The 14,474-nt window shown below is 71.4% G+C and carries 13 protein-coding genes; 3 read left to right on the top strand and 10 right to left on the bottom strand.

Annotated elements, in window-relative coordinates:
• Positions 1-67: 67 nt before the first annotated feature.
• The 10 genes from ASF49_RS21840 to ASF49_RS21795 form a co-directional block, all read right to left on the bottom strand.
• Positions 68-1,189, bottom strand: a complete 1,122-nt coding sequence (locus ASF49_RS21840) for a branched-chain amino acid ABC transporter substrate-binding protein (RefSeq protein ID WP_156653148.1) — start codon at positions 1,187-1,189, stop codon at positions 68-70.
• Positions 1,190-1,292: 103 nt separating this feature from the next.
• Positions 1,293-1,658: a DUF6867 family protein gene (locus tag ASF49_RS21835; RefSeq protein ID WP_056478006.1), complete on the bottom strand. Its 366-nt coding sequence runs from the start codon at positions 1,656-1,658 to the stop codon at positions 1,293-1,295.
• A 2-nt stretch (positions 1,659-1,660) separates the two neighbouring features.
• Complete coding sequence (locus ASF49_RS21830; protein ID WP_056478004.1) at positions 1,661-2,458, bottom strand: ABC transporter ATP-binding protein; 798 nt, start codon at positions 2,456-2,458, stop codon at positions 1,661-1,663.
• The gene (locus ASF49_RS21825; protein WP_056478201.1) at positions 2,455-3,327 is read right to left on the bottom strand and encodes an ABC transporter ATP-binding protein; all 873 of its coding nucleotides are present in this window, start codon (positions 3,325-3,327) and stop codon (positions 2,455-2,457) included. Before ASF49_RS21825 ends, ASF49_RS21830 begins: the two co-directional genes overlap by 4 nt.
• 56 nt (positions 3,328-3,383) lie before the next feature.
• A complete protein-coding gene (gene livM, locus ASF49_RS21820; RefSeq protein WP_056478002.1) occupies positions 3,384-4,754 on the bottom strand; it encodes a high-affinity branched-chain amino acid ABC transporter permease LivM in 1,371 nt (456 codons plus the stop codon).
• A gap of 2 nt (positions 4,755-4,756) precedes the next feature.
• Entirely contained in the window at positions 4,757-5,674 is a 918-nt protein-coding gene (locus ASF49_RS21815) for a branched-chain amino acid ABC transporter permease (RefSeq protein WP_055959172.1), read from the bottom strand.
• A gap of 215 nt (positions 5,675-5,889) precedes the next feature.
• Positions 5,890-6,303, bottom strand: coding sequence for an EF-hand domain-containing protein (locus ASF49_RS21810; RefSeq protein ID WP_056478000.1), 414 nt, complete (start codon positions 6,301-6,303; stop codon positions 5,890-5,892).
• Positions 6,304-6,438: 135 nt separating this feature from the next.
• On the bottom strand, positions 6,439-6,909 hold the full coding sequence (locus tag ASF49_RS21805; protein ID WP_056477998.1) for a hypothetical protein: 471 nt from the start codon (positions 6,907-6,909) through the stop codon (positions 6,439-6,441).
• 72 nt (positions 6,910-6,981) lie between these two features.
• The gene (locus tag ASF49_RS21800) at positions 6,982-7,320 is read right to left on the bottom strand and encodes a hypothetical protein (RefSeq protein ID WP_056477996.1); all 339 of its coding nucleotides are present in this window, start codon (positions 7,318-7,320) and stop codon (positions 6,982-6,984) included.
• Positions 7,321-7,365: 45 nt separating this feature from the next.
• Positions 7,366-8,019 (bottom strand): hypothetical protein, encoded by a 654-nt coding sequence (locus tag ASF49_RS21795; protein ID WP_056477994.1) that lies wholly within the window; start codon positions 8,017-8,019, stop codon positions 7,366-7,368.
• Between the two features lie 164 nt (positions 8,020-8,183).
• On the opposite strand from ASF49_RS21795, the gene ASF49_RS21790 reads away from it, so the two are divergent.
• From ASF49_RS21790 to ASF49_RS21780, 3 genes are all read left to right on the top strand, one after another.
• Positions 8,184-8,852 carry a response regulator transcription factor gene (locus ASF49_RS21790; protein ID WP_056477992.1) on the top strand — a complete coding sequence of 223 codons (669 nt, stop codon included), beginning with the start codon at positions 8,184-8,186 and terminating at the stop codon, positions 8,850-8,852.
• Positions 8,849-10,288, top strand: a complete 1,440-nt coding sequence (locus tag ASF49_RS21785) for a sensor histidine kinase (protein ID WP_082511476.1) — start codon at positions 8,849-8,851, stop codon at positions 10,286-10,288. The genes ASF49_RS21790 and ASF49_RS21785 overlap by 4 nt, the downstream gene beginning before the upstream one ends.
• A 233-nt stretch (positions 10,289-10,521) precedes the next feature.
• Positions 10,522-14,322 (top strand): EAL domain-containing protein, encoded by a 3,801-nt coding sequence (locus tag ASF49_RS21780; RefSeq protein WP_056477990.1) that lies wholly within the window; start codon positions 10,522-10,524, stop codon positions 14,320-14,322.
• Positions 14,323-14,474 lie beyond the last annotated feature (152 nt).

The following is a 14,474-nucleotide window of genomic DNA, read 5'->3' as shown; positions in this document are numbered from 1 at the left end:
CGGTCGCGCACGAAAAAGGCCGGCGGATCGCTCCCCCGGCCCCGGTCGGCGACGAAGCCGGCGCCGCTTACGGCTGCTCGTTGCCGGCGTAGTTGATCGAGCCGTCGGCGCCCTTCTTCCACATGTACATCACGTAGTCCGGCCGGGTGATGTCGCCCTTCTTGTCGTAGGCGATGTCGCCGATCACCGTGTTGAAGGGCTTGCCCTCGCGCATGTAGGCGGCGACCTTCTGGCCGTCGGTGGACTTCGTGGCCTTCATCGCGTCGGCCAGGATCTGCGTGGCGGCGTAGGAGTAGAGGGTGTAGCCCTCGGGATCGAAGTTCATCGCCTTGAAGGCGTCGACGGTCGCCTTCGACTTCGGGTTCTTGCGGGCGTCCGGCGAGAAGGTCATCAGGGTGCCGTCCGAACCCGGGCCCGCCACCTGGGCGAACTCGCGATCGGCGATGCCGTCGCCGCCCATCAGCGGCGCCTGGAGGCTCTGGTCGCGCATCTGGCGGATCAGCAGGCCGGCCTCGGTGTAGAGGCCGCCGAAATAGACCACGTCGACATTGGCCTGCTTCAGCTTCGAGACCAGGGCCGAGAAGTCCTTCTCACCGGGATTGATGCCCTCGTAGAGCACGTTGCTGCCGCCCTTGGCCTTCAGGGCCTTCAGGGTCTCGTCGGCCAGGCCCTTGCCGTAGGGGGTCTTGTCGTGGACGAAGGCGATCTTCTTGCCCTTGAACTTGTCGGCGAGGTAGGCGCCCGCCACGGCGCCCTGCTGATCGTCGCGACCGCAGGTGCGGAAGGTGTTCCAGTTGCCGCGCTCGGTATACTTGATCGCCGTGGAGGCCGGGCTGATCTCGACGATGCCGGCTTCCTGCAGCACGTCGGAGACCGGGATCGAGACGCCGGAGTTGAAGGCGCCGACCACGGCCTTCACGCCTTCCGAGGCGAATTTGTTGGCCACCGACACGCCCTGCTTGGGGTCGGAGGCATCGTCGCCGACGGTCATGACGAGCTTCTCGCCGTTGACGCCGCCCGCCTTGTTGATGTCGGCGATGGCCTGCTGGGCGCCGGTCTTGATCTGCGCGCCGAAGGCGGCGTTCGGGCCGGTGACCGGAACCACCACGCCGATCTTGATCTCGGCCTGGGCGGCCGTCGCCGCCAGCATCAGGCCGAGCGCGACGCCGGCCGACAACAATGACTTCATGCCCGTTTCCCCTCTCGAAGCGCCGCGCCGGGCGGATCGTCCGGCGATGTCGGCGCATGACACGCGAAGTGGCCCCCTGCGGGGGTGGTCCAAGCGCCACGCCTCACGGCGTCGGCGCGCTCGTCCGGTCCCGCCAGCTCAGCGGTCCGGTGCGCTCGTAGAGCCAGGCATATTGCCGGGTCATCTGTCCGGTGCGGGTGTAGCGGTAGGCGACGGCCCCGATGGCGAGGACGAATGCCGCATCGACGCAATAGGCCGGCAGCGACAGCAGCGGATCCTCGAACAGCGCGTAGTGCAGGAAGCGCGTCACCGCCGCGATGAGCAGGAGCGCCAGGGCGCAGTGCCAGAACGGGCGCCAGCCGCGGGCGAGCCCGCTGCCGGTCATCCAGGCCGCCCCCCCGCCCATCGCCACGGTGATGAGGAGGAAGATCCCGAGGGTGCGCCCATCGAGGCTGAGAGCGTCGGCCATGCTCAGTGCGATCCCCCTTCGAGGTAGGCGGCCTTCACCTGCGGGTCGTCGAGCAGCGCCTGGCCGGTGCCGCTCATCGTGACCGCCCCGGTGACCATGACGTAGCCGCGATGCGCGAGCTTGAGGGCATGATAGGCGTTCTGCTCCACGATGAACACGGTCAGCCCCTCGCGGGCGTTGAGGTCGCGCACGGCGGAGAAGATCTGCTTGACCACCAGGGGCGCCAAGCCCAGCGAAGGCTCGTCCAGCATGAGCAGGCGCGGCCGGCTCATCAGCGCGCGGGCGATGGCCAGCATCTGCTGCTCGCCGCCCGACATGGTGCCGCCGCGCTGGTCGATGCGCTCGCGCAGGCGCGGGAACAGGGTGCACATCCGCTCGAGGTCCTCGGCGAAATGCTTCCCCCCGTTGACGGCCGCGCCCATCTGCAGGTTCTCGCGCACCGTCATGCGGGAGAAGATCCGCCGTCCCTCCGGCGACTGCGCCAGGTTGAGCCGCGCGATCTCGTGGGTCGGCAGCTTGGTGATGTCCTGCCCCGCGAAGGTGATGGTGCCCTCGCGCGCCTGTGGCTGGCCGAAGATCGTCATCATCAGGGTCGACTTGCCGGCCCCGTTGGCGCCGATGAGGGCGACGATCTCGCCCTCGTGCACGTCGATGTCGACGTTCTTCAGGGCGCGGATGCTGCCGTAATAGGCCGAGACCCCGCGCACGCTGAGGAGCGGCCCCTGGCCGGCCTGGATGTCCGCCTGCCCCATCCGGGCGCGGGTCTCGTCCACCATCACGTTGATGCCCGCGACGCTCATGCTGTGGTTCCCGCAGAGGTTCCCGCCAAGCCGACTTCCGCTTCCACGGCCGCCACCTCCTCGTCGTCGACCCCGAGATAGGCCGCGATCACCCGGGTGTCGTTGCGGATCTCGTCCGGCGTCCCGTCGGCGATCTTGATGCCGTAATCGAGCACCACGATGCGGTCGGAGATCTGCATCACCACCGACATGTCGTGCTCGATCAGCAGCACCGAGGTGCCGTACTCGTCGCGGATCATCCGCAGCAGGGTGTTGAGGTCGGCTGATTCTCGGGGGTTGAGGCCGGCCGCCGGCTCGTCGAGGCAGAGCAGCACCGGGTCCGTGCACATGGCGCGGGCGATCTCGAGGCGGCGCTGGTCGCCGTAGGGCAGGTCGCCCGCCGGCTCGTCGGCCCGGTGCGTGAGGCCGATGCGCTCGATCCAGGCGGCGGCCTTGGCGATCGCCGCCTCCTGCGCCCGGCGGTAGACCGGCAGGCCCAGGATGCCCGCGAGCGAGAAGCCAGAGGCCCGCATCAGGGGCTTGTGCATGGCGACCAGCAGGTTCTCCAGCACGGTCATCTGCGGGAACAGGCGGATGTTCTGGAAGGTGCGCGCGACCCGGGCGAGGCGGTTGACGTCGTGGCCCGGCAGGCGCTCGAGCAGGTAGGTCTCGCCGCCCTCCTGCCTCAGGCGGATCATGCCTTCGGTGGGCTTGTAGAAGCCCGTGATGCAATTGAAGACCGTGGTCTTGCCGGCGCCGTTCGGGCCGATGAGCGCGGTGATGTCGCCGCGCCCGACCTTGAAGGAGAGGTCACCGACGGCGGTGAGGCCGCCGAAGCGCATGGTCAGGTGATCGACCACGAGGATCGGGTCGACGGGGCCGCCGGGCATCGCCGCCGGGGGCTCGTCCTGCACCGTGGCGAGGCGGGTGGTGCCGGTGGCGAGGGTCATGCGCCGCGCCCCCCGAGGCGGACCGAGGGCGAGCGCTCGGAGATCAGCCCGCGCGGGCGCCAGACCATCATGCAGACCATGGCGAGGCCGAACAGCAGCAGGCGGTACTCGTTCGGGTCGAAGCCCTCGCCGAACACGGCCTTGAGGAAGGAGAGGTTGCGCAGCAGTTCCGGGGCGCCGACCATGACGATCGCCGCGATGGCGACGCCGACCTGGCTGCCCATGCCGCCGAGCACCACGATGGCGAGGATGATCGCGCTCTCCAGGAAGTTGAAGCTCTCCGGGCTGACGAAGCCCTGGCGCACGGCGAAGAACGAGCCCGCGAAGCCCGCGAACATCGCGCCGAGCGCGAAGGCGGTCAGCTTGGTCATGGTGGTGTCGATGCCCAGCGACCGGCAGGCGATCTCGTCCTCGCGCAGGGCCTCCCAGGCGCGCCCCAGCGGGAGGCGGCGCATGCGCAGCGTCACCAGGTTGGTGATCAGCGCCAGCGCGAGGATCAGGTAGTAGAGGAAGATGATCCGGTGGATCGGGTTGAAGGTCAGTCCGAAGGTCTGGGCGAACCCGCCCTCCCCGGCCGTGAAGGGAATCCCGAAGAAGCTCGCCCGCGGGATCGAGGAGAGGCCGGCGGCGCCGCCGGAGAAATCGACCCAGTTGATGAGGACGAGGCGGATGATCTCGCCGAAGGCGAGCGTCACGATGGCGAGGTAGTCGCCGCGCAGGCGCAGCACCGGGAAGCCGAGGAGCACGCCGAAGGCCGCCGCGAACAGGCCCGCCAGCGGCAGGCAGATCCAGAAGGACAGCCCGAACACGGTGGAGAGCAGCGCGTAGGAATAGGCCCCCACCGCGTAGAAGGCGACGTAGCCGAGGTCGAGGAGCCCGGCGAGGCCGACGACGATGTTCAGGCCCCAGCCGAGCATGACGTAGGTGAGGATGAGGATGCCGAGGTCGATCCAGTAGCGCCCCTCGGACAGGCCGCCCGAGCCCAGCGCCGCGAGCAGCGGCAGGGTCAGCGCCACGGCCAGGGTCAGCGGTCCGAGGACCCGGCCGGCGCGGCCCACCACCGGGGGCGCCCCCGCCGTGGCGATCCGATGCGCCTCGCGCCGGCGCGAGACCTCGCCGAGGATCATGCGCTGGCCGAGGCGCAGGACGAACACCGCGAGGCACAGGCCCGCGACGACGCCCCAGCGGCCGGTGAGCTCGAGGCCGGTGCCCTGCCCGAGATCGGTCCGGTAGGCCACCACCGGGATGCTCAGGCCGAGGGTCACCAGGGCGAAGAGTGCCGAATCCTTGAGCATCTCGGCGAACGCCGCGCCGGAGCCGCGGCCGACGGTGGGGGCCACCGCGCCGATGGTCGATCCTGTCGCCATGGTCAGACCTTCTCGACTTCGGGGCGTCCGAGGATGCCGGATGGTTTGAAGATGAGCACCACGATCAGGATGAGGAACGCGGCCACGTCCTTGTACTCGATCGAGAAATAGGCCGACCAGAAGGTCTCGATCAGGCCGATGATCAGGCCGCCGAGCACCGCGCCGGGCAGCGAGCCGATCCCGCCGAGGACCGCCGCCGTGAAGGCCTTCACGCCGGGCACGAACCCGTCCGAGAACGAGACCACGCCGTAGTAGAGGAGGTAGAGGGTGCCGGCCACGGCGGCCAGCGCCGCGCCGAGCACGAAGGTCAGCGAGATCGTCCGGTCGACGTTGATGCCGAGGAGTGCGGCCATGCGCCGGTCCTGCTCGCAGGCGCGCTGGGCCCGCCCGAAGGAGGTGCGCTGCACCAGGTACCAGAAGCCGGCGAGCAGCAGCGCCGTCGTCGTCATGATGATCGCCTGCTTGTAGGACAGGGTCACGGTGTATTGCTCGTTCTGGTAGAGCACGATGACGTCGCGCACGAGCGGTGGCACCGGCTTGTTGCGGGCGCCCTGCACCACCTGGACGAAGTTCGACAGGAAGATCGACACGCCGATGGCCGAGATCAGCGGCGCCAGGCGGAACGAGCCGCGCAGGGGCCGGTAGGCCACCCGCTCGATCGCCCAGCCCCACAGGGCCGTGAGGATCATGGCGAGGACCAGCACGATGAGGAACACCAGGGCGACCGAGGTGAGCCCGAGCCAGGACGTCAGGATGAGGAAGAAGATCAGGGCGATGAAGGAGGAGAGCATGAAGACGTCGCCGTGGGCGAAGTTCACCATCCCGATGATGCCGAAGACCATGGTGTAGCCCAGGGCGATCAGACCGTAGATCGACCCGAGCGTCAGGCCGTTGATGAACTGCTGGGCGAAAAATTCCATGAACCGGCCTTCGTTTCGGCGCCCGACCATCGGCAAACGCTGTTCGCGAATGGCATGCCAGCCTGGAATGTTCTGAACTGCCGCCTCGGGTCAATCCTCGCCGTGATTCCGCGCGTGAGCTTTCCCGGGCCCTGAAACGCGAACGGCCCGGCGCTGGGGGCGCCGGGCCGTCGTGGAAGCCTCTTGGATCCGGTGCCTCGGGCACCCGGCCGGATTTACTTGAGGAGGGAGACCAGTGCCTTGCCGGCGGGGGTCTTCAACTCCTTGGCGTCGAGGGTGCCGTCGTTGTCCGGGTCGGCGGCCTTGAAGCGGGCCTCGACCAGGGCGAGGAACTCGTTCTTGTCGAGGGTGCCGTCCGAATCCGGATCGGCGGCCTTGAGGGCCTTCTTGCTGACGCGGCCCTTGAGCTCCTTGGCGTCGACGGTGCCGTCCTTGTCGGATTCCAGCTTGTCGAACAGGGCGCCGGCCACGGCCTGGGCCTCCTTGAGGTCGATGGTGCCGTCGTTGTCGGTGTCGACCATCGAGATCACCTTCGACGCGCCCGGGCCCTTGGCCGAGGCCGGGATCGCCAGGGGAAGCGCGAGGGCGGCGGCCCCCAGGACGACGGCGAGACGGGACAGGTTGGACATGCAGAAGTCTCCTCGGAAGGCAATTACGAATGAGCGCCTAGCATGTCTCCGGACCCGCGCGGAAGATGTATCGCGCAAGGCAGTCTCGCGTCGCGTGCCCCTGGTCACGCTGCGACATCGCGCCATAACGGGGCGTCAGCCGGCTCGGACATTGCTGTCCGGCAGGGCCTTGGCCTTGCGGATGACGCCCGCGAAGGTGACGTGCACGGCGTAGTGTCCGCCATCCTTGCTGGCGCGGACCTCGAAATGCTTCGGCTTGCGCACCGGCACCCCATCCACCCGATACCCGGCCTGGCGCAGTGCCGCGAGGGCCGTCGCCGGGTCGGCCGAAGCTTCGTCCCGTCCCTCCGGACCGGGATGGGCGATGGCGTGACGGAGGCCGTCCGGCCCCGTGATCGCGGCGGCCTTGATCTCCGTGGGCCTGCGCTCGCCGGTCACCGCGACCGCGTCGCCGACCTCGAGGGTCACCGACCGCCCGGCCAGCGCCCTGGCGCCCTCCGGTCCGAGATCGACGAGGATTCGGCCGTCGGGTCCCTCGAGGGCGAGGCGGTGGCCGAACAGGGCCCAGATCGTTCCGTGGGTGCTGTGCATCTCGGGCATGGACATCTCTCTTTCCGATGTGGCTGGGACGCGGCGGCCCCGCGAGCCGCCGCGCCGTCGATCGCGGGGCGCGCGCGTTCAGCGCGCGTCCGGCCGGGGGGCGTCGGGCTTCGGCTGGCTCGGCACCGCGGCGAGGCGGTCGAGCATCTGCAGGGTGAGGTCGGCGCAGGCCTTCATCGGCTCGTCGTCGGCGCACTTCACGTCGATGGCGGTCTCGCCCCGCTCCAGGCGGAAATGCGCGGCCTTCGGCGGAGGCGGCGGGGGCGGCGCGTCGGGACCGCGGCGTGGGCCGACCGGGGGCGGGGCGCCGGCTTCCGGTCCGGGGCGCGGGCCGCCCGGAGGCGGGACCGGCTGGGCGATGGCCGCGCTGGCGATGAGGATCGCGGCGGCGCTGAGGAGGGCGGTGGTCTTGGTCATGATCGAGGTCCCATCGGTTGCGGTGGAAGGGGGGCGTTCGGGGTCTCAGAAGGCGCGCGTCTCGCGGACCTGCCCGTCGAAGCCGACATGGAGCTGGCGCTCGCGGCCATCGCTGCCGCGGGCCGCGACCTCGAGGTGACGGGGACCGCGGCCGGTGACGCGGATGTCGGAATAGCCGGCGGCGGCGACCTGGGCGGTCAGGGCCGGCAGGTCGGGCTTCGCGCCGAGGCCGACCCGGTCCCTGGCCCAGTCGAGGGGGCCGCGGGGCGGGCCGCCAGCGGGGCCGACCAGGATCCGGCTGCCGTCGGCGCGGGTGATCAGCACGGCGTGGAGGAAGCCGTTCTCGAACCGGCCCTGCACGGTGACGGCCTCACCGGGCTTCACGAGGGTGCCCCCCTCCCCCTGGCGGCCGGTCTCGACCAGCGCCTTGCCGGTGCCGTCCTGTATCACGAACTTGTTGCCGTAGACCTCGGCGACGTCGCCCTTGGCGGCGATGGCGCCCGAGGCCTTCAGGGCGGCGATCGCGGTGGGCTCCACCGGCGTCATCACGGCGGAGCCGTTCTGGGCGAGCGACAGGCCGATCGCGCCGAAGGCGAGGGGCGCCGCGATCGCGCCGACCACGAGGGCCCGGCGGGAGCGCTTCGGGGTCGGGGCGGACGCGGGGTGGGCGGTCTCGTTGGTCGGAATGGTCGTGGTCATGGTGCCTGTCCTTCTCGGGTTCGGCGCTTGCCCTCTCGGGTTGACGCCGTTCTAGGACGGGGACGCGAACCCGGACTGAACCGCACGGTTCAGCCCCCGTTAAACGACGCGGCGTAGGCCGCTCGCCGTCCCGCCTCCGCCCTTCCATTCCCGGATCCGATCCCATGAAACTCCTGCTGGTGGAGGACGATGCGCCGCTCGCCGCCGAGATCGCCAAGGCCCTGCGGGCCGAGAACTTCGCCCTCGACCATGCGGCGAACGGCGAGGACGCGCAGCATCTCGGCGAGACGGAGACCTACGACGCGGTGGTGCTCGACCTCGGCCTGCCCAAGCGCGACGGCCTTTCGGTTCTTCAGGCCTGGCGGGCGGCGGGCCGGACGATGCCGGTCCTGATCCTCACGGCGCGGGACGGCTGGAGCGACAAGGTCGCGGGCTTCAAGGCGGGCGCCGACGATTTCCTCGTGAAGCCGTTCCGGGTGGAGGAGCTGGTGATCCGCCTGCGCGCCCTGGTCCGCCGGGCGACGGCGCACGGCGCCTCCCGGGTCACCTGCGGCCCCCTCAGCTATGAATCCGGTCTCGGCACCTTCGAGCGCGACGGCCTGCCCCTGAAGCTCACCGGCCTGGAATGGCGCGTGCTCTCCTGCCTGATCCTGCACAAGGACGGGGTGATGCCGCGCGGACAGCTGATCGAGCGGGTCTACGACGGCGACGCCGACGTCGACTCGAACTCCGTCGAGGTCATCATCACCCGCCTGCGCCGCAAGATCGCCCCCGCCCGGATCGAGGGCGTGCGCGGCCACGGCTACCGGCTGCTTCCGGGCGATCCCGCATGACCCCGCCGGGCAGGCTCCGCGCCGTCGCCGGACCGGCGGACCGGCCCGACCCTCCGGAGAAGCCGGTCCCGGCCAAGCCCGTCGGGTTCCTTCATCTCGGCTCCCTGCAGCGGCGCCTGCTCCTGGCCGCCCTCGCTCTCGTCACCGCGGCCCTGTTGGTCGCCGGCCTCGCCATCGGGCTCGTCCTGCACCGCTTCGTCCGGGCCCAGCTCGACAGCCGCCTCGACAGCCAGCTCGTCGCCCTGGCGGCGAGCCTGCAGCGCGGCCCCGGCGAGCGCCTGCGGCTCGACCGCGCCCTCGACGGGCCGCCCTTCGATCGCCCCCGCTCCGGCTGGTACTGGCAGGTCCGCCAGGGGCAGGACACCCTGCGGTCCGAGTCCCTGGAGGGGCGCGACCTGCGCCTGCCGGGGCCGGCGCGCCCGCCCCGCGAAAGGGACCCGGACCGGCCTGAGCCCGGCGACGGCACCGGCCCCTGGGACGAGTCCCTGATCCTGCGCATCCGGGTCCTGCCCCCGGAGGGAGGCGGTCCGCCGGCGCACCTCGTGGCCTCGGCCCCGGCCCAGGCCCTGAACGGACCCCTGCGCGAGGCCGGCCTCGCCCTCGCCGCCATCCTGGGCATCCTCGGCCTCTGCCTCGTGGCCGGCACCGTCGCGCAGGTCCGCCTCGGCCTCCGGCCCCTGGAGCGCCTGCGCCGGGACGTCGCCGAGGTACGGGCCGGCAGGCGTCACCGGATTCCCGCCAAGCAGCCCGCCGAGATCCGGCCCCTGGTGGGCGAGGTGAACGCCCTCCTCGACCAGAACGCCGCCAACCTGGAGCGCGCCCGCACCCATGTGGCGAACCTCGCCCACGGCCTGAAGACGCCCCTCGCCACCCTGACCCTCGCCCTGTCGGACCGGACCCGCGACCCGGATGGCGGCCTCGCCGACCTCGTGGGCGCCATGGACCGGCAGGTGCGCCACCATCTGCGGCGCGCGCGGGCCGCGGCCCTCGGCGGCGGCACCCGAACCCGGACCGAACTCGCCGGACCGCTGGCCGACCTGCGGACCACCTTCGGGCGCCTCTATGCCGAGAAGCGACTGGCCATCGACCTCGACCTGCCGGCCGGCCTCGCCGTGGCCTGCGATCCGCAGGACGTCGACGAGATGCTCGGCAATCTCATCGACAATGCCTGCCAGTGGAGCCGCGGCCGCGTCCGGGTCACCGCGGCCGCCACGGAGGCCGGCGTCGCGGTGACCGTGGCCGATGACGGCCCCGGCCTCGACGCGGAGGCGGCCGCCCGCGCGGTGCGGCCCGGCGGGCGCCTCGACGAGAGCGTGCCCGGCCACGGCTTCGGCCTGTCGATCACCCGGGAACTCGCCGAACTCTACGGTGGCGGGCTTCACCTCGCCCGCTCGGACCTCGGCGGCCTCGGCGTCCGGCTGCTGCTCCCGGCCTGAGCGCCGGCGCGGCGCCGGCACCGCAAGGATCTCCCGAACATAAAGGAAAGTGAAAGGCTGGCAGCCCATGATCCCGCGTCGGGCGGTTCCGTCGCGGGCGACCGCAGGACTGGCCGGGATCCATCCTGTACCGGCCCGAACCTGTCATCGACATCGGGTCACGCCGGCATCCAGGTCATGAGACGCGGAACGCGGAGAGTCCGCGAGCTGTGCGTCGGCGAGAAAGGGTTGTCGTGCCGAGCTCCAGTGTCGAGGCGCAGCGTCTGGCCATCCTCAACGACCTGAGGCTCCTGGAGTGCACGCCGGAGGCGCATCTCGATGCCGTCTGCCGGACGGCCTGCGCCCTGTTCGGCGTGCCGATCGCCCTCGTGAACCTTGCCGGCCGCGACACCTATACGCTCAAGGCCCGCTGCGGCGTCGCCGATGGCGGCACCCTCCCCCGGGCCGGCGCCTTCTGCGACCGCACCATCCTGGGCGCGCCCGGCGCGGTGCTGGTGCTGCCCGACATTCTCGCCGATGCCGAGTTCGCGGCGAGTCCCCTCGTCACCGGGGAGCCTCGGGCCCGCTTCTACGCGGGCGTGCCCCTCGCCCTGTCGGACGGCCTGCCCCTCGGCACCCTCTGCCTGATCGACACGGTCCCGCGCGACGATTTCGACGCGGCGCGGGTGTCGCAGCTGCGCGACCTCGGCACCGTCGTCGAGGCCCATCTCCGGCTCAGCGCGGCGCAGCGCGCGAGCCAGATCGAGCGGGCCGAGCGCCAGCGCACCGAAACCCTCCTGGCCGCGAAGGCCGCCGATCTCAAGCTCGTGGTCGATGCCCAGCGGATGACCGAGGCCGTCGCCCATATCGGCTATTGGCGCATCCATGCCCGGACCCGGACCGTGTCCTGGTCCCAGGGCATCTGCGGCGTCTTCGGGCGGCCGATGCCGCCCGGCGGCGAACTCGCCCTCGACGACCATCTCGCCTTCTATCATCCGGACGACCGGGCGGCGGTCGCGGCGCGCATCTCCGCCGCCCTGGACAGCACCGGCCCCGGCAACGCCGCCTACCAGGGACGGGCCCGCATCCTCCGCCCGGACGGCAGCCTGTGCCACGTGATCGTCCAGGGCGCGGTCGAGCGGGATGCCGGCGGGCGCCTGACGGCGCTCTACGGCCTCGTCCTCGACGTCACCGATCTCGCCCTCTCCGAGGCGCGCCTGCGCGAGAAGGACCTGCGCCTGCGGGCCACCCTGGAGACGATGGACCAGGGGCTGATCATGATGGACGCGCAGGGCTGCGTCCGCCTGCTCAATCCCCGGGCCCGCCACCTCCTCGACCTGCCCGAGACGGTGCTGCGCGAGGGCGCGCGCCTGTCCGACATCCTCGCCCGCCTGTCGGAGCGCGGCGACTTCTCGGCGATGCCGCCCTCGGCCGCGGGCCAGCCGCGCCTGCGCGACGCCGCCGGCGCCTGGACGCCGCTGCGCATCGACTGGCCGCGTCCGGACGGTACCACCCTCGAGGTGCGGGGCGTGACCCTGCCCGACGGCGGCGTCCTCCACACCTTCACCGACGTCACCGAGCACCGGGCGGCCGAGGCCCGCACCCGGGCGGGCGAGCGCCGCTACCGAATCCTGGCGGATTCCGTCTCCGACATGATCGTCCGGCGCAGCGTCGCGAACGTGCGCACCTACGTCTCCCCGGCCTCGCGCGACCTCCTCGGCTACAGTCCCGAGGAGATGCTGAACCTTCCCCTGGAGGCCTCGCTGCATCCGGACGACAGGGCCGCCACGATCGCGTTCCTCGAGGCGTTCCGGACCGGGCGGACCGAGACGGCGCGCATCATCCATCGCCTGCGCCACCGCGACGGGCGCTGGATCTGGGTGGAGGCGCAGACGCGCCTCGTGCGCGACGAGGCCGGGCTGCCCGTCGAGACGATCACCGCCGCGCGCGACGTCGGCGAGCGCGTCGCCGCCGAGCAGGCCCTGCGCCTGGGCGAGGCCCGCTACCGCGCGCTCGCCGATTCCCTGCCGCAGATCGTCTGGGTCGTCTCCCTCCACGACGGGGAGGCGACCTACGTCAACCAGCGCTTCGAGAGCTATTACGGGCCGATCGGCTCCGGCCGCGCGGCCCGCCTTTCCCGCAACCATCCCGACGACGCCGCCCGGATGGAGCAGGTCTTCGCCGAGGCCCGGCGGCGGGACGAGGCCTACGAGGTCGAGGGACGCCTGCTCCGGCACGATGGCGTCTACCGCTGGCACAAGCTCGTCATGCTGCCGATCCGTGAGGACGGCGTGATGGTCGGCCTCCTCGGGACGGCCCTCGACATCGACGACATCGTCGCGGCGCGACAGGCCCTGGAGGAGACCTCGAACCTCCTGCGGCTCGCCCAGGAATCGGCCGGGGCCGGGCTCTGGTCCTGGGACCTGAAGGGCGGCACCGTCCGCCACTCCGCCGACAGCGCGCGGATGTACGGCCTCCCGGTGCCGGAGGGCCACGACCCCGGCGCGCCGGTGGAGGTCAGCGTCGGCGTGTGGGACAGCCACATCCATCCGGGCGACCTCGCCGCCCTGTACGGCCACGTCTACCGCGCCCTCGCCGAGGGCACGTCCTACAACGGGGAATTCCGCCTGGCGGATTCGGAGGGCGACGCCCCGCGCTGGCTCCAGAGCTTCGCCCGCGTCGTGACCGACCCGGAGCTGAACGAGCCGGTCAAGGTCGTGGGCCTGACGATGGACATCACCGAGCGCAAGCTGGCGGAGGGCCGGATCGCCTACATGGCGCTGCATGACGGCCTGACCGGACTGCCGAACCGGCTCCTGTTCAAGGAGGGCCTCAGCAACGCCCTCGCGCGGGCGGACCGGCGGGCAGGCCGCTTCGCGGTGCTGGCCTGCGACCTCGACCGCTTCAAGGCGGTCAACGACACCCTCGGCCATCCGGCCGGCGACGCGTTGCTGCGCGTGGTCGCCGACCGTCTGCGCGGCGTGGTCCGGGACGGCGACACCGTCGCGCGCCTCGGCGGCGACGAATTCGCCATCATCCTGGCCGATCTCGACGACCCGCAGGAGGCCGGGCTCGCGGCGCGCCGCGTCATCGAGGCGATGGAGCAGCCCGTCGATCTCGGCGGGCACCGGGTCGGGATCGGCGTCAGCGTGGGAATCGGCATCGGCGCCCAGGACGGCGCCGATGCCGACACGCTGTTCCGCAACGCCGACATCGCCCTCTACCGGGCCAAGGCGGCGGGACGGAACACGTACCGGTTCTACGAGGCGGCGATGGACGCCGCGACGACCGAGCGCAACCTCCTCGAACTGGAGATGCGCGAGGCCGTGCGCACCGGCGGCTTCAGCCTCTACTACCAGCCGGTCCTGCACCTCGACAGCGGCACCGTCCGGGGCTTCGAGGCCCTGCTGCGCTGGCCGCATCCGGTGCGGGGCATGATCGCCCCGGGCGCCTTCATTCCCCTGGCCGAGGAGACCGGGCTGATCCGCCAGCTCGGCAGCTGGGCGCTGCGGGAAGCCTGCACCGAAGCCGCCGCCTGGCCGGGCGACCGACGCATCGCCGTCAATGTCTCGGCGGTGCAGTTCGGGCAGTCCGGACTCGAGCAGAGCGTGGTCGCCGCCCTGCTGGCGTCTGGCCTTCCGGCGCGGCGCCTGGAGCTCGAGATCACCGAGAGCGTGCTGATGCAGGATGCCGAGGCGGTCATCGCCTGCCTGCATCGCCTGCGCGCCCTCGGCGTCCGGATCGCCCTCGACGATTTCGGCACGGGCTATTCCTCGCTGAGCTACCTGCGGCGCTTCCCCTTCGACCGGATCAAGATCGACCGGTCCTTCGTGCGCGAGATCGCCGATCCGGGCACCGCCGCCATCGTGCGCGCCGTGGTCGGCCTCGGCACGCAGCTCGGCGCCAGCATCACCGCCGAGGGCATCGAGACCGAGGCGCAGATGGCCCAGGTCCGCCAGGAGGGCTGCACGGAGGCGCAGGGGTTCCTGCTCGGCCGGCCGATGCCCGCTGAGGAGGCGCGCCGGTTCCTCGAACACCTGCGCGATGCCGCCTGAGGGGGGCGTCATGTTTTTGTCGGAACGGCTGTTGACAGGAAATCCGGCCCCGCTTATACACCGGTTCATCGGCGGGCGGCCAACGGGGTTGGCGGCTTGCTTTTGCATCTCCTGAGACGAGCGCGGGGTTAGGGCCTGGATTTCTGGGCGGG

It is taken from the genome of Methylobacterium sp. Leaf104 (genome assembly GCF_001422885.1).
In the GTDB taxonomy this organism is placed as follows: Bacteria; Pseudomonadota; Alphaproteobacteria; order Rhizobiales; family Beijerinckiaceae; genus Methylobacterium.
Note: the sequence above shows the minus strand (reverse complement) of the source record. Positions and strands in the feature narration are given on the sequence as shown.

Coding starts and splice junctions, on each gene's coding strand:
- ASF49_RS21835 (WP_056478006.1), bottom strand. CDS start 1,658: ATGGCCGACGCTCTCAGCCTCGATGGGCGCACCCTCGGGATCTTCCTC.
- ASF49_RS21815 (WP_055959172.1), bottom strand. CDS start 5,674: ATGGAATTTTTCGCCCAGCAGTTCATCAACGGCCTGACGCTCGGGTCG.
- livM (WP_056478002.1), bottom strand. CDS start 4,754: ATGGCGACAGGATCGACCATCGGCGCGGTGGCCCCCACCGTCGGCCGC.
- ASF49_RS21830 (WP_056478004.1), bottom strand. CDS start 2,458: ATGAGCGTCGCGGGCATCAACGTGATGGTGGACGAGACCCGCGCCCGG.
- ASF49_RS21785 (WP_082511476.1), top strand. CDS start 8,849: ATGACCCCGCCGGGCAGGCTCCGCGCCGTCGCCGGACCGGCGGACCGG.
- ASF49_RS21800 (WP_056477996.1), bottom strand. CDS start 7,320: ATGACCAAGACCACCGCCCTCCTCAGCGCCGCCGCGATCCTCATCGCC.
- ASF49_RS21825 (WP_056478201.1), bottom strand. CDS start 3,327: ATGCCCGGCGGCCCCGTCGACCCGATCCTCGTGGTCGATCACCTGACC.
- ASF49_RS21840 (WP_156653148.1), bottom strand. CDS start 1,189: ATGAAGTCATTGTTGTCGGCCGGCGTCGCGCTCGGCCTGATGCTGGCG.
- ASF49_RS21805 (WP_056477998.1), bottom strand. CDS start 6,909: ATGTCCATGCCCGAGATGCACAGCACCCACGGAACGATCTGGGCCCTG.
- ASF49_RS21790 (WP_056477992.1), top strand. CDS start 8,184: ATGAAACTCCTGCTGGTGGAGGACGATGCGCCGCTCGCCGCCGAGATC.
- ASF49_RS21795 (WP_056477994.1), bottom strand. CDS start 8,019: ATGACCACGACCATTCCGACCAACGAGACCGCCCACCCCGCGTCCGCC.
- ASF49_RS21810 (WP_056478000.1), bottom strand. CDS start 6,303: ATGTCCAACCTGTCCCGTCTCGCCGTCGTCCTGGGGGCCGCCGCCCTC.